We start from the raw sequence: 21949 nt of genomic DNA, 5'->3' as shown, positions 1-21949 counted from the left end.
GGGGATGCGCGATGGAACGGCGCAATTTGATAATCATCGGCGTGGCAGTGGTCCTGGGGCTTATCGCTGTCTATCTCGCCAATGCCTATTTCTCCGGTGTCGAAGAGCAGCAGGAGCGCGTTGCTGAGGAACAGCAACTGGTTCGCATCGCTGTAGCGTCGCAGGACCTCGACTTCGGATCCCCGCTCACGCCCGACAATGTCCGCCTGGTAAACTGGCCGGCCCAATCAGTTCCGGCCGGAGCTTTCACCGATATGGCCCGCTTTGCCGGCCGCGACGTTGCGATCCGTCCGATCGCCCAGGGCGAACCCATTCTCCAGTCGCGCATCTCCGAACGCGCGATCCTTTCGGAAAACATTCCCGATGACATGCGTGCCGTCACAATCCCGGTGAACGAAGTGGCTGGCGTTGCCGGTTTCGTAACGCCGGGCGATGCCGTCGACGTGCTTATGACGCGCACCATTCCCGGCGGCAACGACGAGAAGATGACTTCGGTCATTCTCGAGAACGTCCAGGTCATCGCGATCGACCGGCGTGCATCGGAAAGCAGCACCGAGCCACAGGAGCTCAAGATGGCGACCCTGCTTGTCGACCAGAACAATGCGCAGAAACTGACCCTCGCAGTAGAGAGCGGTCGCCTGAGCCTGGCGCTGCGCAACGTCGAGAACCAGACTGTCGGCGCCACCCGCGTCGTCACGACCCGCGATCTTCCCGGTGGTGCGATCCGCTATTCGCAGCGCAGTACCGGGGGTGGTGGAGGTGGCACTCCGGCGCCGCGCGCCGCTCCTTACCGCGCTCCGAGCGGCCCTGTTGCTTCGGGAACGACGACTTTCGTTCCCAGTTACGGCGGCCCGTCGATGGTAATTTACCGCGGCACCGAGGGTGCTCGCCAGGAGGTGAACCGTGGCAACTAAGACTTTCATCGGACGCGCGCTTTGCGCCGCAGCCCTACCCCTAGCTCTCATGGCTTCGGTTCCTGCACAGGCGCAGCAATATGCCGGCGGGGGCATCCATGCCGGAACGCTGGAAATCCCACTTAACAAAAGCCAGGTGGTCACAGCCGACCGGGCGATTGCCAAAGCGCTGATCGGCAATGCCGAGATTGCCGATATCGTCGCTCTCACCGAGAATTCGCTGTACGTGCTGGGCAAGGGCATGGGTACCACCAGCCTGACGCTCTATGATGCGCGCGGCCGTGTGCTCTCCGTTATGGATATTTCGGTGGGCCCGGATTCGGAAGCATTCCGCACCCAGGTCTCGCAGTTGATCCCGGGTAGCCAGATCGACGCACACATTTCGGGCAATGCGCTGGTCCTGACCGGCCTTGCCAACGATCCTGGTGCAATCGATCGCGCAGTCCTGCTTGCGAAGACCTATGCCGGCGAGAACGTCGTCAACATGATCAGCCTGGGCAGCAGCCAGCAGGTCATGCTCGAGGTCAAGTTTGCCGAGGTCAACCGCTCGGTCGGCGAAGATGTCGGCGTGCGCGGTTTCGGTATCGATCGGGGTGGAGATTTCGGTTCGGTTAGCGGTCCGGGCGCCGGCCTTACACCCGGAACGCTCACCAATCCGGTCGATGTCCTTCGCTTCTCTGCAATCCAGGACAGCTTCGGTGTGATTGGCGGTGCGTTCAGCGCACTCGGGATCGATTTCAACGGATACCTCAACGCCCTTGAAGACAAGGGTTTCGCCAAGACCCTGGCCGAACCGACGCTCGTCGCCTTGTCGGGCGAAAGGGCCTCTTTCCTGGCAGGCGGTGAATTTCCTATTCCCGTCGTCCAAAGCGGCGGCGGTGGTGGAGGCGGCGCCGGAGCCGGTAACGGCGGCAACAACGGCATCTCGATCGAGTTCAAGCCGTTTGGTGTCAGTCTCGGCTTTACGCCGACCGTGCTAGGTGATGGCGTCATCAACATGATTGTTGAGCCCGAAGTCAGTTCGATCGACCCCGCGGCTTCAATCCAGCTTAATGGTATCAGCATTCCTGGCTTGCAGACCCGTCGCGCGTCGACCACGCTCGAACTTCGCGATGGTGAAAGTTTCGCGATTGCGGGCCTGCTGCAGCAAGATTTCAAAACCACGGTCAACCAGGTTCCACTGCTCGGCAATATCCCGATCCTGGGTGCGCTGTTCCGTTCGACCCAGTTCCAGAAGGGCGAAACCGAATTGCTGATCGTGGTTACTCCGCGCCTGGTGAAGCCGATCAAGCCTTCGCAGGTCAAGCTGCCGACGGACCGGGTGCATGACCCGGATGCGCTCAAGACAATCCTGTCCGGCGAAGCATATGATCCGGTTTCGGCCAAGGAGCTCGCAGCTCCCAAGGCACCCGTGGTCGTCAAGGAGGGTGAAGACTATGACTACTAAGGTTCTTCGTTTCACCCTTGCGATCTCGGTAATGCCGCTTGCAGCAGCGTGCGCGGACAATGCGGTTTTCGATCGTCCGGGCGATGCCGCTTTTGGTGAGGCCAATCGCCAGACTATGATGGCGCAGGTCGTCAATCCCGATCCCGTTTACGAAGACGATATGGTAACAAGTGGCGATCACGCCGCGCAGGCTGTCGAACGGTATCGTAAGGATGCCGTGAAGCAGCCCGAGACCATAAGCACGACCGAAAGCTCGGGCCCGAACTGAGTGTGATGTGAGGCATGTATGACCTGGTTGGGGAAGTTCTGGAGTGACGAGAGCGGCGCGAGTGCCGCCCTCTACGCGCTTATGCTCCCTGCGCTTGTCGGGGCTGCGGGCATAGGTTTTGATTACGCTCGCATGGCGGCGCTCGACACCGAACTCCAGAATGCTGCTGACCAGGCTGCACTCGCAGGCGCAACGCAGCTCGACCAGACCACCGGTTCCATCAATCGAGCGATCGCCGTTGCACGCAATGGCCTCGTTACAAACCTGACGGTGTTCGGAAACGACGGTGACACGATGACCGTCGACATCCCGGTGGCCGGCACAGGCGTGTTCTTTTACGAGACGCTGGCCCAAGCCGAAGCCGATACCAACAGGTTGGACACAACACTTGCAGCGTCGGACGCCAAGGCGAATTTCATTCGCGTGAAGGTGGAGGACCGCAAGGCCAAATACGCGCTCACACCGGTCGTCGGTTGGTTCGAAAACACTTTGTCGGGCGAAGCAGTCGCCGGGATCGGCGCTGCCCTGTGTCGCACTCCGCCCTTGATGATCTGCAACCCCAGTGAGCCCACCACCAACACAGACAAGAGCCTCCCATTCAACGCCGACAATTACCGCGGCATGGGCCTCTTCCTCAAAGGTGGGGCGTCGGGCGGTGGAGGTTCATGGGCGCCGGGCAATTTTGGCTTCCTCGATACCATCCCCGGTACGGGCGGCGGTACGCCGGACCTGCGCAAGGCGCTGGGCTGGGATACGCCTCCGGGTGAATGCGTATCGAAATCCGCGAATGACGCGGTGGATACCGACACCGGTAACAAGACCGACGTCAGTGATTCCATGAATACGCGCTTCGACATCTACAATGGCGACGTGTCCTGCCCAACTGGCGGCAATTGCCCCGCGTCGATCAACGTCCAGAAGGACGTGGTGCACACGGACGTGTTCACCGACACCAATTCCTGCAAGGACCACAACAACGGCTGGCACGAGACAACGGGAACGAAGTACCTCCCGGGCTCGAACAATGCTCTCGATCTCTCAAGTGCAGCGAACATCCCGACCTCGATGGGCCACCCGCGGGATGTTTGCCATGCGATGAACACCAAGGCCTGCACCGGGCCGGTCGGCGACGGATTCTGGGACCGCAACGCCTACTTCGCGACGCACTACCGGCGCACCGAGGACGGCCTAACCGGCTATTGGTCGGAAGCCGAATGGCAGACCAACACGGGTCTTACGCTAAGCGGTTGCAGTGGCACACCGGCCCGCTGCCGTTTCCCGACGCGCTACGAAGTCTACCTCTGGGAAATTGAGAAGCGCGGAACCGTAGTCGATGGTGTCAGAGTGCTTGGCGGCCCCAATTCGAACTCGGCATACGGAACGCCGCAGTGCAGTCCTCGCAAGGGCTTCGGAGCGGGCGTCGTACCGACTTCAACGGTGGCCGACCGTCGCCGCCTGTCCGTCGCGGTCATCAATTGCAAGGCGCTCGACGTGAAAGGCAATTCGCGGTCGGTACCGGTTGTGGAGTTCATGGACGTGTTCCTGGTCGAACCTTCGCTCAACCGTAGCCGGCCAGGCAACGCCAACTACACCCAGAAGGACGAGATCTACGCCGAAATCATCGGCAAGACGGCCTCGGGTTCGCGTGGCGAAACTGCAGGGACGGTCATCCGCCGCGATGTCCCGTACCTGATCAGGTGAGCATCATGCGCGCCTTTGTCCGTTGCGAGCGCGGTGCGGCTGCCGGCGAAATGGCGCTGCTGCTGCCACTTCTGATCCTGATGGTCTTCGGCGCCGTCGAGATGGGCTACTATTTCTACAACCAGCACCAGGTGGTGAAGGGTGTGCGCGACGGGGCGCGCTTCGCTGCGCGCCAGAGCTTCGTCGATATCAATTGCACCGCCGGTTACACCCTGCCGTCCGCGACGGAGACGGCGATCAAGGAAGTCACCCGGACCGGCCAACCCTCGGGTGGCACGACCCGGGTAATCGGCTGGGTAAATTCGAATGTGACCGTGGCAGTCAATTGCCCGACGACCGCATTGCGGACGGGCATCTATCGGGACGAACCGAATGCGCCGGTCGTCACGGTCAGCGCGCGGGTGAATTTCCCCTCGCTGTTCCACGGCCTCGGTTTCCTGACCAATTCCTACGAACTCTACGCCACCCAGCAAGCCGCGGTGATGGGCATATGAGGTTGGTTCGTTTCTTCAAGGCCTTCTGGCGCGATCAGAGGGGCGCAGGCGCGGCGGAGTTCGCTCTGATCCTGCCCATCTTCATCCTCTTCGTCATCGCGATCATCGATGCAGGGCGGTATGCCTACCTGTTCAACCAAGGCGAAAAGGCATCCCAGGTCGGCGCGCGTGCCGCAGTGGTAACCGATCCACTCGTGACCGAGCTTGCGACATATACTTATACTGGAAGAACCGTTGGGGGGGTCCTTATCAATCAGGGGGATCGCATTCCCGCTAGCGCGTTCGGAAAGATCACCTGCCGCTCGACCGGTTGCACTTGCGTCAGCGGGACCTGTCTCGACGGGACGCTGACGCTCGATACCACTTCCTTCAATCGCGTCGCCGGCCGTGTGAAGAATATTTATCCTAGGGTGGCACTGGCAGATATCGCAATCGATTACTCAGGGTCCGGGCTTGGCTATGCAGGCAATCCTACCGGAATGGACATTGCGCCCTTTGTAACTGTACGCCTGCTCAATCAGACTTTCCGGTCATATTTGCTGTTCGGGAGCACTGTAGGTTTTCCCGATTTTGCATATACTTTGACGATGGAAGATGGTCAGGGGACGAATTTCAACTGATGTTCGTACTCTGCATCCTTATGAATTCTCTGGAATTATCGGGCCAAAGTTGCCGCAAAGAGCGACAAGGTTCGGGTTGTCTCGTTTTTCGACAGGGAGGGACTGCGCCTCGCGCAACAAGTATTGAAGGTGTTATCTGGTGATCGATATGGGCCATGGTGAATACATACTCGACCGCGGGAAGGAACTGGAGTTGCAGCTTACTGCGCCCATAACGATCGTCGCCTCGAGCGAGTACATTGATGCCCTGGAGGCCTCGGCCGGAGCCAACTGGATCTCGGACGCGAACTTCATCGCGGTCGATCCGGGTGAGGCTATCCCCGAAGCGAAAGTGAATACCTCGGGCATCATCGTCTTCGAAGTCGATCCGACCGTGCCGCGCAGCATGGAGCGTATTCGCAAGCTCCACGCGATCCGTCCTGGCATGCCGCAAATCGTTGCGATGAAGAACGTGGACCTCAAGCTTGTCCGGACGCTCGTGCGCGAAGGCGTTGCCGATGTGGTGGAGCTGCCGTTCGCGGCCGAAGAGATTCTCCAGACCGTGGTCGCCGTGCTCGAGACAAAGGGGCATGCTGCCGAACAGGAAGTCGAGTTGGCGCCGGTCATCGCGGTTACCCGCGCGGTTGGCGGCTCGGGCGCCACGACGATCGCCAGTCACCTAGCCGCATCTCTCGCCGATGACGATGCGCGGCCGCGCGTTTGCATCTTCGACCTCGACATCCAGTCGGGCAGGCTGGCCGAAGTGCTCGGTATCACACCCCGCCGTACGCTCAGTGACCTGCTCGAAGCGGGCAAGCGGATCGACGCATCGTTGATGCAGTCTGTTGCCGAGCGACACGCCAGCGGCGTTTCCGTAATCGCTGCACCTGGAGAGATTATTCCTATCGAAGCGGTTAAGGCCGAAGATCTTGCGCGGATCCTGGAAATCGCGCGAAACGAGTACGATTACGTCGTGCTCGATCTCCCGTCGAACCTGACCAACTGGACGCTGAACGTCCTGTCGAAAGCCGATAGTGTCGTCATGGTCGTCGAACAGACGCTGGCCAGCCTGCGGCAGGCGCGGCGACGACTTGATCTGTTCAAGAATCTCGGGCTCGACCATCGCCTGATCTCGATCGTGGTCAACAAGACCGAGCGCAAGCTTTTCAGCGCGATCAGCCTCGGCGACGTCGAAAAGGCCCTCGGGCGACCTGTGACCGCCGGAATTGCGCTCGACAGCGCCACCCTTGCTTCGGCGCAGGACCAGGGTGTCCTTGCCCGATCGATCAAGCGCAAAAGCGCCTTCGTCAGCGATTTGGAAGGGCTTGCGGAAACGATCGCCGCAGCCGTGGAGGGTGCGCACCGATGAAATGGCAGTTCATAGGCGGTGGAAAGAGCGAGAACGCCGATATTGTCGGCAGCGATGCCTATGCCGCTCAGCCCGTGCCGATGTTTGAGGTCGATGAAGAGCTCGACAAGCTCCTCGCGCTGAAGACTTCCATCCACCGCAAGCTTCTGGATCGCATCAACCTCAGCCTGCTCGACCGCATGTCGCGCGAGCAGATTGAAGAGGAAGTTGGCGACATCGTCCTGGGCCTCCTTGTCGAAGAGGACGCCGCGCTCAACGCAAGCGAGCGCAAGCGCCTTGTGGGCGAAGTACTCGACGAGCTCCTCGGCCTGGGACCGCTCGAACCCTTGCTTGCCGACGAGTCCATCACCGACATTCTCGTCAACGGGCACCGTGATGTTTTCGTCGAGCGCTTCGGCCTGCTCGAGCGCGCCACAACCCGCTTCCAGGATGAAAAGCACTTGCTGCGCATCATCCAGAAGATCGTCAGCGCGGTTGGTCGCCGCGTCGATGAATCCTCGCCATTCGTCGATGCACGTCTCGCAGATGGCAGCCGCGTCAATGCCATCGTCGCCCCGCTGGCGATCGACGGCTCGCTGCTCTCCATCCGCAAGTTCGCCAAGAAGCGGATCGGCATGGAAAAGCTGGTCGAGCTCGGCAGTATCCCGGCCGCAGTCGCCGAGGTTCTTGCTGCCATCGTGCGGTCGCGCCGCAACGTGCTGATTTCCGGCGGTACCGGCTCGGGCAAGACGACGCTGCTCAACGCCCTGTCTTCCTATATCGACGGGCGCGAACGCATCGTCACGATCGAGGACTCGGCAGAACTCCAGTTGCAGCAGGAACACGTTGCCCGTCTCGAAACGCGCCCGGCCAACATCGAAGGCCGCGGTGAAGTCAATCAGCGCGATCTCGTAAAGAATGCCCTGCGTATGCGCCCAGACCGAATCATCGTGGGCGAAGTCCGCGCCGGCGAGGCCTTCGACATGCTGCAGGCGATGAACACCGGCCACGATGGCTCGATGACCACGGTCCACGCCAATACCGCGCGCGATTCCCTCTCTCGTGTCGAGCAGATGGTCGGCATGAGCGGTATCGACATTTCGCCGACTGCGGCCCGTGCGCAGATCGCATCGGCCATCAATGTGGTGGTCCAGATCGGGCGCCAGGCAGATGGCAGGCGCCGCCTGCTCAGCGTTTCCGAATTGGTCGGCATGGAAGGCCAAACCATCACGATGCAGGAAATCTTCCGCTTCAAGATGGAAGGCCGCGGAGAGAACGGCGAGGTCCTCGGTCGGCATGAAGCCACCGGCATCCGTCCTAAGTTCCTGGAAACGGCCGCCGAACACGGCATCGATCTGCCCGCTGACCTATTCCGGCCCAACCTCGATCTAGGTAAAGTCTGATGCTGACCGGAGACGCCACCCGTGTCCTGATCCTGGTCGCCATATTTGCGTCCATCTTCCTGATGTCTCAGGTGGCCTTGCGGATAGGTCTTGCGGGACGTGCCCATGCCGGCGCGGTCAACAAGCGACTGAAGCTGATTTCCAAGGGTCAGAAACGCGAAGAAATCCTGGGTGCGCTGCGTAAGCATGATCCTATCGGCAACCCGATCAACATCGGCCTGCTCAGCAAACCGATAAATAATTTCCGCCGCGACCTCATGATGGCGGCAGTACCCTTCGGCTTTGCCCAGATATCCTTAGGGATGGTGGTGTTGTTCGCCGCACTCATGCTCGTCGTGACCACCATGGCAGTGTCCTACGGCTATACACTGACACTCGGCGTCATCCAGATCATCCTCGCCTTCGCTGCGGCGGGCGCGATCGGATTGCCGATGCTTGTGGTCAGCTTCCTCGCCCAGCGCCGCCGCAAGGTGATGCAGGAACAGTTCCCCGTTGCTCTCGACATTTTCGTCCGTGCGCTCCGATCCGGGCACCCCGTCTCGTCGGCGATCGACCTGCTGACCCAAGAGATGAACGATCCGATCGGCACCGAATTCGGCCTGATCTCGGACGAGATTTCCTATGGTGCAGACTTGCATGAAGCTCTCGAGGATATGGCCGAACGCTGGGATCTTGACGATATCCGCATGTTCGTTGTCTCGCTTTCGGTACAAAACGAAACGGGCGGTAATCTCGCCGAGATCCTCGAAGCGCTTTCCAAGGTCATCCGCGAGCGCGCTACCTTGTACCTGAAGGTACGCGCACTGAGTTCCGAAGGGCGCATGACGGGATGGCTGCTCACAGCGCTCCCGGTGATCGCTTTCCTGATCCTCTTCACGTCGAACCCGAAGTTCTATCTCGACGTCTCGACCGATCCGATTTTCTACATTGGCTTCCCGTTGATGGTCGCCTGGTTCTTCGTCGGCGTTTTCTGGATCAAGAACATGGTCAATTTGAAGGTCTAGCATGATCAATTTCCTGATCACCAATCCGATTGCCCGTATGTCGCTTCTGGCGCTGATCTTCGCGTTGGTCATTTTCGCTGTTGTGACTTTCGGCAGGTTGTCATCGCGGCGGATCCAGGCACGTCACAATATCCAGCAGATCGCGGGTGGCGGGGCGGTCAAGAGGGAGTCACTCCAGGATCGCCGTACCAGCGCATGGTCTGATCTCGCCGATCGTGTGGAACGGGCAGGGCTCAGCTTGGCCGATACCAAGGGCGATGTCCTGCGCGACAAGCTCACTGCCGCCGGTTATACTTCGCCGTCTGCGCCGAAGGTCTTCACCCTGACGCGGTTCGCATTGGTTATCCTGTTGCCCCTGCTGTTCTTTGTCGCGCAACGATTTGGCGGCGGTGGCGAGATATCTGCGGTCAAATCATATCTCTACGGTATGGGTCTGGCAGTCGCCGGCCTCTACGTACCCAACTTGCTGGTTACGGCTAAGGCGGACCGCCGGCGGGAAGAAATCACCAATGGGTTCCCGGATTGCCTCGACCTTATGCTAGTTTGCGTGGAAGCAGGCCTCGGACTAGAAGCGGCGATGGACCGCGTGGGGCGCGAAATGGTGCACTCGCATCCCTTGGTCGCAAACATGCTTCTTGAAGTAACCTTGCAGCTACGCGCCGGTGCCCGCCGTGAAGAGGCGCTGCGCCGGATGGGCGAAAAGAGCGGCGTCACCGAAATCAAGAGCTTTGCGACGCTGCTGATCCAATCGGACAAGCTGGGTACGAGCGTTGCCGACACTTTGCGCGTCTACTCGACGGAGATGCGCGAGAAGCGTCGCTTGCGTGCAGAAGAGAAGGCTCACCGCTTGCCGGTGCTCATCTCGATCCCGCTTGTGTTCTGCATGCTTCCGACGATGATCGGCGTGCTGATGCTGCCGGGTGTCGTCCAGATCGTCCGTGTTATTGTGCCTGCCTTGGGAGGTTGAAGATGTCGAAATCCATATTTGCGACGGGAATGGTGGTTCTTGCCGCCGTCACGGTGTCAGGTTGCCAATCCTCGCCACTCGCCGGATGGTCGTTCAACCGAGACGGAGACAAGCGCCTGGCCGCTAATCCTGAACTTGATGGTCCGGTCGTGCTGGAAGAAGGTCGCCGCTACCTGAGAGACGGGAACATCTCAAAGGCAGTCGCCTCGTTCCAGCTCGCCCGTCTCGACAAGGCGAGTGCTGCCGCCGCCAACAATGGACTGGCGGTTTCGTATGCTCGTCTCGGTCGCGCAGATCTTGCCGAGCGTTATTTTCGCACGGCGGCCACTCTCGATCCGAATGAGCCAAAATATGTAGCGAACCTACTGCGCCTGCAGGGGAATATGATGCTCGCCAAGCAGGCTCGGGTAACAGAGCAGCTTGCATCGGCCGAATCCGTGCCCAGCAGCGAACTTGCCGCTCGTGAAGATCGCACTTCCGAAGTTCACCGGGTTTCCCACGGCGAGTTTCGAATCACGACAACCGAGCCCGCGGCTGCCCCGACCATGCAGGTAAGCTCGCGACAGGCAGCGGCTTCGCCGGCCGTCGAGAAGGTCGAGCCCAAGGTTACCGAAGTGGCCGCGGTCGATACGCAAAAAGTCTCCAAACAATTCGAGGTCGTGTTCGGCAAATGGTTGCAGAAATAGCGCTCTGGGCGGCCTTGGCCACGGCAGTGGTCGGGGCGGTCTGGGATGTCCGAACGCGTCGCATTCCTAACTGGCTGGTCGGAATTCTTGCGGTATGCGCCGTCACCACGACGGTAGCGTCAGGGGGACTCGAACTGCTTGGATCTGCCGCTATCCATGCCGGGATCGCTCTGGCGATCGGAGTAGGTTTGTTCGCCCTGAAGGCGATCGGGGCAGGCGATGCGAAGTTCTATACCGCCGCGGCACTCGCTGTGCCTCTGGACCGCGCCTGGGTCATGTTCGGCTGGGTGGTACTGGCGGGTTTCCTCCTCATGATTGTCCTGATGATCTACTATCGCGGTCTCAAGATCATGACGGACGGTAAGAAGCGCAGCTGGACGCTGCCCTACGGCGTCCCGATTTGTTGCGGCTTCATCGCCGCCTTCCTGTCGGATTCTAACAGCCTTATATTCTGATTCTCCCGACGGAATTCCTTCTAGGGCCCCCGAATGGTTACCGCATTCGGGGGCCGTTCCGTTTTGGGGCGATCCGTAGAAACGGTTTCAAACCAAACTATCTCATGAAAACAACGGGATGCACCACCGCTTTCGGATAGGGGCTCTTGGCGCCGTGGTTAAGCGAAGTAGTTAATATCCTTGCAACTATTTCGGCCCGGGTGTCATATCGAGCCAACGAATCGTCGCTCTCAAGGCACAGCCTGCCGAGTGGCGGAAAACAGACAAACGGGCCGCGAAGCAGCAAGTTACGACTGCGGTCGCATCTTGTCGGGTTTCGGGCAGTCGAATTTGGCTCCTTCCCCGCGCTGTTTCGCGTGCGCATCGGTGACCCCGGTGCCGTCCGTCGAATGCGGAGGAGCATCCGATGATGGATTTTGACGGTCGTTCTGAGGGCGGTTTCGTGCCCGAGAACCAGGACGAGCTCTCGAACGAGCTGATGCAGGGCCAGAGTGCCGCAGCGCCGCTCGGCGGCCTTGGCCGGGAGCGGATCGTGCAGGCGGGTCCGGACAATGTCATCGTCCTTCCTGCCGGTGCCGACCTCGAAGGCTTTGCCGTCGATGGACGCGATCTCATCATCACGCTCGAAGACGGCTCCGTCATCCGCATCCCGGATGGCGCGATTGTCGTTCCCCAGTTCGTCATCGATGGCGTTTCCATCGCTCCGCAGACCGTAGCCGCGCTCCTCACCGGCAACGAACCCGAGCCGGAAGCCGGAAACCCGCAGAGCTCGGGCGGCAATTTTGCCGGCGACGTGGGCGACATCCAGGCGGCCTATGCGATCGGCGACCTGCTTCCCTACACGGAGCTGTTCCGTCCGCAGTATCCCGAAAAGGAAATCATTCCGTTCGCTCCGAACGATCCGCCCGAAATCATCGTCATCACTCCGGACAATCCGGCAGGCGCCGTGAATGCTTCGGACGAAGTCAACGAATCAGGCCTGCCTGCGCGTGAGGGTGAATCGGCAGGAACCAACTCGTCCAGCAACTCCGAAATCACCAATGGCACGATCGTCTACACCACGCCCGACGGCTTCGCTTCGCTGAGCATCAACGGCGTCGCGATCACCGCTGTCGGCCAGGTCATCCAGGGTGAATACGGCACGCTGCTGATCACCAGCATCGGCGGCGGCCAGGTCGGCTACACCTACACGCTGACCGACAACCTCCTCGACGTCGAGGTGGACAGCTTCGCAATCACAGTGACCGACGCCGATGGCGATATGGCCACTGCCACGCTCGACATCCGCGTGATCGACGATGCGCCGATCGCCAACAACGACAGCGCCAGCCAGACCGAAGAAGGCGCGACCGTCACCGTCGACGTCTTCGACAACGACGTGCCCGGCGCCGACAGCGTCGCGATCGGAACGGTCCAGTACGTGCAGGGCTCGCTCAGCGGCACCGGCACGCTCGTCAACAATGGCGATGGCACCTTCACTTACACGCCCGGTCCGGGCGAGCAGGGAACGGTGACCTTCCAGTACAGCATCACCGATGGCGACAACGACAGCGACACCGCGACCGTCACCATCACCCTGCTGCCCGACTCGATCCCGACCGGTGGCACCGTCACCGCGACCGTCGACGATGATGCACTCGCGGGGGGCAACCCCAATTCCACGACCGGTGATCTCGATGCCAATGCCGGCGACAATCCGGCCGACACCAGCGAGGCCACCTTCACCGGCACTCTGGCCTTCAGCGCGGGCAACGACGCCCCTGCAACCATCACCTTCGACCCCGCGCTCAACGGCGCCACCGCCACGGTCGGAACCGAGCAGGTCACTTATTCGCTCGCGGGCAACGTGCTGACCGCAACCGGTCCGCGCGGCGTGCTCTTTACCGTCGAACTGACCGATCCCGCCACCGGTGCTTATCGCGTCACACTGGTCGACAACGTCCTCCATGCTGGCGGACCGAACGACGAGGCAACCGATGCCACGCTTTCGGTGGGCTTCGTCGTCACCGACAGCGACGGCGATTCGGTCGCAACCACGCTTTCGATCGTCTTCGACGACGACGCTCCGACCGCTTTTGCCAACAGCAACAGCGTTACCGAGGGCGACAGCGTTTCGGGCAATGTCTTGACCGACGGGACCGCCGACATCGCCGGCGCCGACGGATTCGGCGGCGTTGTTGCCGTCACCAGCTCGAACAACGAGAGCGAGACCACCTCTGTGGTCGAAGGCAGCCTGGTCATCGAGGGCCAGTACGGCACGCTGACGGTCGATGCCGCCACCGGTGCCTACACCTACGTTTCCAATGCCAACTCGACCAATGCTGACGCAGTCGACAGCTTCACCTACACCATCGTCGATGGTGACGGCGACACTGCCACTGCCACGCTGACGATCAACATCGGCAATGTTGCCGGCGTCGTGACCGACAGCGACGCGCTGGTGAACGAAGCCGGTCTTCCCGCAGGCAGCGATGCTGCCAGCAACAGCGAGATTGCCAACGGCCAGATCACCGTGACAGGCGCAACCGGCACGCTGACCTATGTGCTCACCAGCCCTGCCGACGGCACCTATGGCACGCTCGTGCTGAATTCCGCGACGGGCGAATACACCTACACGCTCGACACGCCCTATACCGACGGCGACACCGCAGAGAACACCACCAACACGGTGAGCGGTGCCGAAGGCTTCGGCTATGAAGTCTACGACAGCCTCGGCAACTTCATCGGTTCGGGCACGATCAGCGTCAGCATCATCGACGATGTCCCGACCGCCGCCGACGAAGCCCCGCTGAGCATCGCGGAAGATGCAGCCGGCACCCTGTCGGGCAATGTCCTCGGCAATGACGTGCAGGGCGCAGACGGCGCCACCGTAACCTCGGTCAACATCGGCGGCACCGACCACGCGATCGCGGCCACCGGCACGACCAGCGTGTCCACTGCGAACGGCGACTATACCTTCGACGCCGCGGGCAACTGGACCTTCGATCCGGCCACCGGCCTCGACCAGAGCGCCGGCGATGTGGACGCGTCATTCACCTATACGCTGACGGACGGTGACGACGACTTCGACACTGCGACGCAGCCGATCACCATCTCGGACGGTGCAGGTCCGCAGGCCGGTGAACCCGTTTCGCTGCAGGTCGACGACCAGAACCTGGCCGACGGCTCGGATCCGGCGGCGCCCGTCACCGACAGTGGCGACATCGTCTTCACCGCCGGTTCGGACGCGATCGCCTCGATCATCTTCGACGACAGCGCGACCGCACTCGACTCGCTTGGCGGCGGCCTCACCTGGGAACGCGTTTCGGACACCCAGATCGTTGGCCGCGACGGCGCCGACGTCATCGTCACGCTCGACCTCTCGGTCAGCGGCACGACTGCCACGGTGACCCTGACTCTCTCGGACAATTACGCGCTCCACCCCGACCTTGGCGACGACCTCGCTGCGCTCGGCTCAGTGCTCGTTGTCGCGACCGACATCGACGGCGACCAGGCCTCGGCCTCAGTCTCGCTCTCGGTTTCGGATGACCTTCCGACCCTTTCGACCAGCGCTCCCGAGGCGGGCTCGCTGGAAGTCGACGAAACCTCGCTCGGTACCGACGCGACAGCCGATTTCTCGGGCCTGTTCACGCCCGACTACAACGCCGATGGTCCGGGCAGCGTCTCGGGCTACACGCTGGGCGTCGCAGCCGGTTCGACCGGCCTTGTCGACACGCTCTCGGGTGAAGCCGTCGTGCTTACGCTGGAAAGTGGCGCGGTCGTGGGCCGCACCGAAACCGGCGGCGATATCGTCTTCATCCTAAGCGTCGATGCTGCCGGGACGGTAACCCTCGACCAGCAGCGCGCTGTGGTCCACGCCGACGGTACCAATCCCGACGACGCGACTGGTCTTGCCAGCGGTGACCTCATCACGCTCAGCGCTACGGTCACGGACGGCGACGGCGACACTGCCAGCGCAACTGTCTCGATCGGCGATGCGATCAGCTTCCGTGACGATGGGCCGAGCATCGATGCCTCGCTCACTGACGGAAACGAGATCCTGCTGACGACGCAGGACGCCGAGACAATCGGCGCTGCGTTCGACACGGCTTCCACGACTGCCGATTTCAGCGGCTCCTTCACCATCGACAGCTCGAGCTATGGCGCGGACGGCGCCGGCAGCATCGGCTGGAACTACGGCTTCGTGATCGAGAATGCGAACTCGGGCCTGTTCAGCAACGGGGTGGAAATCACCCTGGCCTTCGACGGCGCGGACATCGTCGGCTCGGCTGGCGGCACCGAAGTGTTCCGCCTTTCGGTCGATGCCGACACGGGCGTCGTGACGCTCACCCAGTACGAGGAAATCGACCACGCTCTCCCGGGCGACGGCGCTGCTCCCTATGACACGCAGTTCGCGGTCCTCGGCGACGGCATCCTGACCCTGCAGGGCACGGCGACGATCATTGATGCCGATGGCGACGAAGCGAGCGAAACGCTCGACCTCGACCTCGGCGGCAACATCCGCTTCGCCGACGACGGTCCGACCGCCAATCCCGACACCGACTCGACGACCGAGGGGGTCGAGGCGACCGGCAATGTCCTCACCGGTGCAGACACCGACTCTGGCGCGGCTGGCGCGGACGTCGGCGGTGCCGACGGCTTCGGCAGCCCGACCGTGGTTGGCGTCGCCGCAGGCAGCGACACCGGCACTCCCGCCACCGGCGGCGTCGGCACCCAGGTTGCCGGCACTTACGGCACGCTGACCCTCAATGCCGACGGCAGCTACAGCTACCTCGTCGAGGCGAATGCCATTTCGTCGGACGCAGTCGAAACCTTCGTCTACACCATCGTCGATGCCGACGGTGACACTTCGACCACGACCCTTACCTTCAACGTGGCGAACGTCGGCCTCACCGCCGACAACGACACGCAGGTGGTGGACGAGGCGGCACTGTCGTTCGGATCGAACCCGTCGCTGACGACGGAGACGGTGACCGGCCAGCTGGCGGTTGCGGGCACGGGTGTGACCTATGCGCTGAACAGCGGATCGAACACCTACGGCACGCTGACGCTGAACCCTGACGGCAGCTACAGCTACACGCTGACTGCGCCGTACGACACGAGCCCGGATGCCGACAACGGCACCAACACCGAGCTTGGTGCGGAGAGCTACAGCTACACCGCAACCGATGCCAACGGGAACACGGTGACGGGCACGATCACGATCAACATCGTGGACGATGTTCCGACCGCGGTTGCGGACACCAACAGCGTGACCGAGGGTGCGGATGTGTCGGGCAATGTGCTGACCGATGCGGCCGACGAGTTCGGTGCCGATGGTCCGGAAGCGGCCGGTGGTGTGGTCGGTGTCCGCGCAGCGGGCGGCGACACGACCAGCGATGCGACCGGCAATGTCGGTGCGACGATCAACGGTCTTTACGGCACGCTGACGCTGAACGCGGACGGCAGCTACACCTATGTCTCGACCGCGAACGCGGTGACCGGCGATGTCCAGGACGTGTTCGTCTACACGATCGAGGATGGTGACGGCGACCTGTCGACCACCACGCTGACCATCGATGTCGACAACGTCACCCTGGTGGCCGACAACGACACGCAGGTGGTGGACGAGGCGGCGCTGTCGTTCGGCTCGAACCCGTCGCTGACGACGGAGACGGTGACCGGCCAGCTGGCGGTTGCGGGCACGGGTGTGACCTATGCGCTGAACAGCGGATCGAACACCTACGGCACGCTGACGCTGAACCCTGACGGCAGCTACAGCTACACGCTGACTGCGCCGTACGACACGAGCCCCGATGCCGACAACGGCACCAACACCGAGCTTGGTGCGGAGAGCTACAGCTACACCGCGACCGATGCCAACGGGAACACGGTGACGGGCACGATCACGATCAACATCGTGGACGATGTTCCGACCGCGGTCGCGGACACCAACAGCGTGACCGAGGGTGCGGATGTGTCGGGCAATGTGCTGACCGATGCGGCCGACGAGTTCGGTGCCGATGGTCCGGAAGCGGCCGGTGGTGTGGTCGGTGTCCGCGCAGCGGGCGGCGACACGACCAGCGATGCGAGCGGCAATGTCGGTGCGACGATCAACGGTCTTTACGGCACGCTGACGCTGAACGCGGACGGCAGCTACACCTATGTCTCGACCGCGAACGCGGTGACCGGCGATGTCCAGGACGTGTTCGTCTACACGATCGAGGATGGTGACGGCGACCTGTCGACCACCACGCTGACCATCGATGTCGACAACGTCACCCTGGTGGCCGACAACGACACGCAGGTGGTGGACGAGGCGGCGCTGTCGTTCGGCTCGAACCCGTCGCTGACGACGGAGACGGTGACCGGGCAGCTGGCGGTTGCGGGCACAGGTGTGACCTATGCGCTGAACAGCGGGTCGGACACCTACGGCACGCTGACGCTGAACCCTGACGGCAGCTACAGCTACACGCTGACTGCGCCGTACGACACGAGCCCCGATGCCGACAACGGCACCAACACCGAGCTTGGTGCGGAGAGCTACAGCTACACCGCGACCGATGCCAACGGGAACACGGTGACGGGCACGATCACGATCAACATCGTGGACGATGTTCCGACCGCCAATGCCGATGTGAACTCGCTGACCGAGGACACGACATCGGTTGGTGGAAACGTGCTGACCGACAATGCCGACGAGTTCGGCGCAGACGGTGAAGGCAGCCCCGCTGTGTCAGCAGTGACTGGCTTCGGCGGAGCAACTGGTACGGTTGGCGGTGTTACCGTCGGAGAATTCGGCTCGCTCCAGCTCAACGGCAACGGAACTTACACCTACACGCTCGATACGGCGGCGGTACAGTACCTCGGGGCTGGTGAAAACGAGACCGACAGCTTCACTTATACGATCGTCGATGCCGATGGTGACACTTCGACCACGACGCTGATTATCACCATCACTGGTACGAACGACGCGCCCGTGGTGACTGGCAGTGCGGCGGCCGTGTCCGAAGAGGGCATCGTCGCAAGCGGAAACCCCGACAACGTCGGCGATCCGGTGGACACCACCAATTCGATCTCCGACTCGGGGACGATTACAATCACTGACGTCGATGATTCGAGCTTCACCGTAACGCTCGGGATCCCGACGACCACTGGCCTCACCTCGGGCGGCCTGCCGATCACCTGGTCGCTCTCGCCGGATGGGCAGGCTCTGGTTGGAAGCACCACGGCAGGCACGGTCATCCTCGTTTCGATCGATGATACGGGGGCTTGGACGGTCGACCTCGTGGCACCGATCGACCACCCCGATGCGACCAGTGAGGACGTATACACCTTCGATATCCCCGTGAACGTCAGCGACGGCACGACTACGACCACTGTGAACAGCGGCATCACCGTATCGGTGGAAGATGACAGCCCGATTGCCTCAACCGGCAATTCGAGTGGAAGCGTCGATGAAGACGCGCTTTCGCCCAACGGCCTTGAAGGCGGCCCGGGCGATATCGACGGCGGTGCGGGGACGATCACAGCCACGGCCACGGGTTCGGTAACAAGCCTGTTCAGCTCGGGCGCCGACCTGACCCCGACATATGGTTTCGACACCAATGATGCGCAGGACGCCCTGAATGCCCTTGGCCTTACATCCCACGGTGTGGCTCTTTCCTATGTGGTGAGCAGCGGGTCGATCGTCGCAACGGCAGGCGGTTCGCCCGTATTCACCATGGCGCTCCAGAGCAACGGTGACTGGACTTTCACGCTGGAAGGCCCGCTCGACCATGACACGGCAAACACTGAAGACAATCTGACCATCGACTTCGGTTTCCTCGTGCAGGCGATCGACGCCGACGGCGACACGGTCGACGCGTCTGGATCAGTCACCATCACGATCAACGATGATACGCCGGTCGCGCAGCCCGATACTAATGCGCTTGGCGAAGACACTTCGTCGGTCGGTGGCAACGTCCTGACCGACGGAGTCGACGATGCCTTTGGTGCTGACGGTGCAGGCGCTCCGGCACTGACGGGCGTGACGGGCTTCGGTGGCGCAGCCGGTACGATCGGCGGTTCGACCACCGGTGAATTCGGTTCGCTCCAGCTCAACGCCAACGGGACCTATACCTACACGCTCAACACGGCGGCGGTGCAGTACCTGGGTGCTGGCGAAAGCGAGACCGACACCTTCACCTACACGATTGTCGATGCGGATGGCGATCACTCGACCACCACGCTGACCATTACGATCAACGGATCTAATGACGCCCCGGTCGTAACCGGCAGTGTGGCTCGGGTTTCGGAAGAAGGTCTCAACGGCGGCATTCCCGACAGCGTGGGTACTCCGTCGGATACGACCAACAGCTTCGAGGCTTCGGGCCAGATCACAATAACCGATGCCGACGATGCGACTTTCACTGTCACTCTGGGCCTTCCGACTACTCCGGGCCTGACGTCGGGCGGTCTCCCGGTCACTTGGCAGCTCAGCGTTGACGGCCAGGCTCTTCAGGGTAGCACGAGCGCTGGTACCGTGATGTTCGTCGCGATCGACAATGCTGGCAACTGGACTGTCGATCTCGTTCGACCACTCGACCATTCGACCACTGGGGTGGAGGACATCCTCGGCTTCAACGTACCGGTCAACGTAAACGATGGCACCACCACCACGACCATTTCAAATGGTATTCTGGTCGTTGTCGAAGACGATAGCCCGGTCGCTGTATCGCCGGTCGCTCTGGTGGGTACCAACGCCGCGAGCGGTGGCGGCATCGCCTATCTCGACAGCGACAATGACGTCGACAACAACTTCGGTGGCGACGGCGGTCGGGTGATCTTCACCCAGGCATCCATTGATGCGCTCGTTGCGCAGAACCTCACTTCCGGCTTCGAATCGCTGGTCTACCAGATCGGCAACAACGGCACGGAACTCGTCGCCCGGACGTCCGGCAGCAACGAACTGGTCTTCACGATCGTGCTCGATCCGAATTCGGCGCAGGACCAGTACATTGTCACGATGGCCCAGCCTCTCGACTCTACGTCGACGATCGATTTCAATGGCGGGAACTACAACTTCGTCGGCGGAAACCTGTCGTGGACAGGCTTTGTCCCGACCGGTGAGACGCTTGGCGGTACGCCGGTCAACAACGACAGCTTCGACCTGCTGCTGACGCCGGAGATCGGTGGTGCACCTGGCAGCTCTGTAAACACGACTGCGACCATCGGCGGTATCGGGAATACCTTCGTCGGGTCACAGAGCGGCGGTGAAACCTTCCGCATCGATTTTGTGACCGACCTGCGGGGCGACCCGGCTGACACGACGCAAAACAACTATGCCGGCGCTGCCAACCGTGACCACGTCTTCGACGGTCATTACACGGTGAACGGTGCCACAGCCCTCTTCAAGTCGAGCACGGGCTCGACCGTGCGGATCACGGCGTTTGACGATGCGGATGGCAACAACGTCGTTGGTGATGGCGTCATCGATCACATCAATGGTGTGACAATCGCCTATCTCGGCGTTTCCTATGGCAGTGTCATCATACCGACCAGCACGCCGACCAACTACACCGTCAATGGCCACGTCTTCACGGTGACGCTCAATGTCGACGGCTCGGTTTCGGTCGCTGGTGTTGCCGGCGAAAGCGGTTCGTCGCTGAACGGCACTGTCATCGGTGTGCTTACTGACGACGGCTACAACAGCGTCGAGTACAGCTGGCAGGCAGGATCGACCTTCCAGATCGGCGACTTCGGCGCCACGACGATCACCAACGACCCGGTAAACTTCACCGTGCCGGTATCCGTGATCGACAATGACGGCGACACCTCGCCCTCGGGAACGCTGGACATCACGCTCAACCCGGCTTCAACGACCACAACGCTTGCGGAAGCTTTCTTCGCCAGCGCCAAGTCGGTGCCGGTGTCGGAACCGCTGCTCGCCAGCAACACAGACCCGCTCACGTCGAACAATGGCTTCCAGTCGGAACTGCGTTCGATGGGCATGATGTCGCTTGCGGCGGCAGCTTCGGGCTTCGCCATGAACCATCAGGTCAGCGACTTCGGCGGTTTCGAACTTCGAGCAACGATGTCCGACATGGGTTTCGACATGCCGGCATTCCACGCATCGAGCCTGGCAGCCCTGCCGGATGTTGACCTGGGTTTTGAAATGGGCGTCAGCCACTTTGCAGCGTCGAACTTCTCGATCCCGGCGGCCACGGTCCCGATGAGCGGCTTCGACGGCTTCGAAGCGGCACAGATGTCGGGTCTGATCGACATGGCCCAAGGTCACGTCTCCGGTTTTGCGAACAATGGCTTCGCGATGACCGAACCCGCTATCGACAGCGGTTTCGCTTCGGCGGTACCGATGTCCGACGCCATGGGTGGTATGGAAGCGCTTCTCATGCTTGCGGCAGCTCCGGCTGCGCAGCAGGCTGTCGAGCTTGCCGGGGATCCCGCGGCGGCGCTGGCCGACCTTGGTGCCCAGAGCGCGCTCGATGCGGCGATCGACTACTTTGCTACCGGCGAGCCTTTCGGCACCGCGGGTCTTGGCGGCGAGGCTGGCGGCAATGCCATGCTGGCTGGCATGCTCGATGTGCAGATCGACTCGCTCCATGCCGTCGGCATGGGTACGGATTTGGTGCAGGATGCAGCTCTCGTCCTCGAGACTGCCTCTCATGCCTGATATTCCCGACAG

At 61.7% G+C, this 21949-nt stretch carries 13 protein-coding genes; all 13 read left to right on the top strand.

Annotation, left to right across the window (positions count from 1 at the left end):
* The first annotated feature begins 11 nt into the window (after positions 1 to 11).
* Complete coding sequence (cpaB, locus tag RAM60_RS11385; protein WP_369026669.1) at positions 12 to 914, top strand: Flp pilus assembly protein CpaB; 903 nt, start codon at positions 12 to 14, stop codon at positions 912 to 914.
* Positions 904 to 2361 carry a type II and III secretion system protein family protein gene (locus RAM60_RS11380; RefSeq protein WP_369026670.1) on the top strand — a complete coding sequence of 486 codons (1458 nt, stop codon included), beginning with the start codon at positions 904 to 906 and terminating at the stop codon, positions 2359 to 2361. Before cpaB ends, RAM60_RS11380 begins: the two co-directional genes overlap by 11 nt.
* Positions 2351 to 2629 (top strand): hypothetical protein, encoded by a 279-nt coding sequence (locus tag RAM60_RS11375; RefSeq protein ID WP_369026671.1) that lies wholly within the window; start codon positions 2351 to 2353, stop codon positions 2627 to 2629. The genes RAM60_RS11380 and RAM60_RS11375 overlap by 11 nt, the downstream gene beginning before the upstream one ends.
* Positions 2630 to 2647: 18 nt before the next feature.
* Complete coding sequence (locus RAM60_RS11370) at positions 2648 to 4330, top strand: TadE/TadG family type IV pilus assembly protein (RefSeq protein WP_200981478.1); 1683 nt, start codon at positions 2648 to 2650, stop codon at positions 4328 to 4330.
* Positions 4331 to 4335: 5 nt separating this feature from the next.
* Entirely contained in the window at positions 4336 to 4824 is a 489-nt protein-coding gene (locus RAM60_RS11365) for a TadE/TadG family type IV pilus assembly protein (RefSeq protein ID WP_369026672.1), read from the top strand.
* Between the two features lie 2 nt (positions 4825 to 4826).
* On the top strand, positions 4827 to 5444 hold the full coding sequence (locus RAM60_RS11360) for a TadE/TadG family type IV pilus assembly protein (protein WP_510639747.1): 618 nt from the start codon (positions 4827 to 4829) through the stop codon (positions 5442 to 5444).
* Positions 5445 to 5592: 148 nt separating this feature from the next.
* Positions 5593 to 6792 carry a CpaE/TadZ family protein gene (locus RAM60_RS11355; protein ID WP_369027336.1) on the top strand — a complete coding sequence of 400 codons (1200 nt, stop codon included), beginning with the start codon at positions 5593 to 5595 and terminating at the stop codon, positions 6790 to 6792.
* Positions 6789 to 8174 carry a TadA family conjugal transfer-associated ATPase gene (locus RAM60_RS11350; protein ID WP_510639746.1) on the top strand — a complete coding sequence of 462 codons (1386 nt, stop codon included), beginning with the start codon at positions 6789 to 6791 and terminating at the stop codon, positions 8172 to 8174. The genes RAM60_RS11355 and RAM60_RS11350 overlap by 4 nt, the downstream gene beginning before the upstream one ends.
* Complete coding sequence (locus tag RAM60_RS11345) at positions 8174 to 9178, top strand: type II secretion system F family protein (protein WP_369026673.1); 1005 nt, start codon at positions 8174 to 8176, stop codon at positions 9176 to 9178. Before RAM60_RS11350 ends, RAM60_RS11345 begins: the two co-directional genes overlap by 1 nt.
* 1 nt (position 9179) lies before the next feature.
* Positions 9180 to 10145: a type II secretion system F family protein gene (locus tag RAM60_RS11340; RefSeq protein ID WP_369026674.1), complete on the top strand. Its 966-nt coding sequence runs from the start codon at positions 9180 to 9182 to the stop codon at positions 10143 to 10145.
* 2 nt (positions 10146 to 10147) lie between these two features.
* Complete coding sequence (locus tag RAM60_RS11335) at positions 10148 to 10831, top strand: tetratricopeptide repeat protein (RefSeq protein ID WP_369026675.1); 684 nt, start codon at positions 10148 to 10150, stop codon at positions 10829 to 10831.
* Entirely contained in the window at positions 10816 to 11286 is a 471-nt protein-coding gene (locus RAM60_RS11330) for an A24 family peptidase (RefSeq protein WP_369026676.1), read from the top strand. Before RAM60_RS11335 ends, RAM60_RS11330 begins: the two co-directional genes overlap by 16 nt.
* A gap of 406 nt (positions 11287 to 11692) precedes the next feature.
* Positions 11693 to 21937 carry a T1SS-143 repeat domain-containing protein gene (locus RAM60_RS11325; RefSeq protein ID WP_369026677.1) on the top strand — a complete coding sequence of 3415 codons (10245 nt, stop codon included), beginning with the start codon at positions 11693 to 11695 and terminating at the stop codon, positions 21935 to 21937.
* Positions 21938 to 21949: the final 12 nt, after the last annotated feature.

The organism is Qipengyuania sp. RANM35 (assembly GCF_041021145.2).
In the GTDB taxonomy this organism is placed as follows: domain Bacteria; phylum Pseudomonadota; class Alphaproteobacteria; order Sphingomonadales; family Sphingomonadaceae; genus Qipengyuania; species Qipengyuania soli.
The sequence above is the reverse complement of the archived record's forward strand: the minus strand, read 5'-3'. Positions and strand labels throughout refer to the sequence as shown.

Excerpts from the sequence above, each read along its gene's own strand:
- cpaB (WP_369026669.1), top strand. The coding sequence starts at position 12 with ATGGAACGGCGCAATTTGATAATCATCGGCGTGGCAGTGGTCCTGGGG.
- RAM60_RS11375 (WP_369026671.1), top strand. The coding sequence starts at position 2,351 with ATGACTACTAAGGTTCTTCGTTTCACCCTTGCGATCTCGGTAATGCCG.
- RAM60_RS11325 (WP_369026677.1), top strand. The coding sequence starts at position 11,693 with ATGATGGATTTTGACGGTCGTTCTGAGGGCGGTTTCGTGCCCGAGAAC.
- RAM60_RS11345 (WP_369026673.1), top strand. The coding sequence starts at position 8,174 with ATGCTGACCGGAGACGCCACCCGTGTCCTGATCCTGGTCGCCATATTT.
- RAM60_RS11340 (WP_369026674.1), top strand. The coding sequence starts at position 9,180 with ATGATCAATTTCCTGATCACCAATCCGATTGCCCGTATGTCGCTTCTG.
- RAM60_RS11330 (WP_369026676.1), top strand. The coding sequence starts at position 10,816 with ATGGTTGCAGAAATAGCGCTCTGGGCGGCCTTGGCCACGGCAGTGGTC.
- RAM60_RS11355 (WP_369027336.1), top strand. The coding sequence starts at position 5,593 with ATGGGCCATGGTGAATACATACTCGACCGCGGGAAGGAACTGGAGTTG.
- RAM60_RS11350 (WP_510639746.1), top strand. The coding sequence starts at position 6,789 with ATGAAATGGCAGTTCATAGGCGGTGGAAAGAGCGAGAACGCCGATATT.
- RAM60_RS11335 (WP_369026675.1), top strand. The coding sequence starts at position 10,148 with ATGTCGAAATCCATATTTGCGACGGGAATGGTGGTTCTTGCCGCCGTC.
- RAM60_RS11370 (WP_200981478.1), top strand. The coding sequence starts at position 2,648 with ATGACCTGGTTGGGGAAGTTCTGGAGTGACGAGAGCGGCGCGAGTGCC.
- RAM60_RS11365 (WP_369026672.1), top strand. The coding sequence starts at position 4,336 with ATGCGCGCCTTTGTCCGTTGCGAGCGCGGTGCGGCTGCCGGCGAAATG.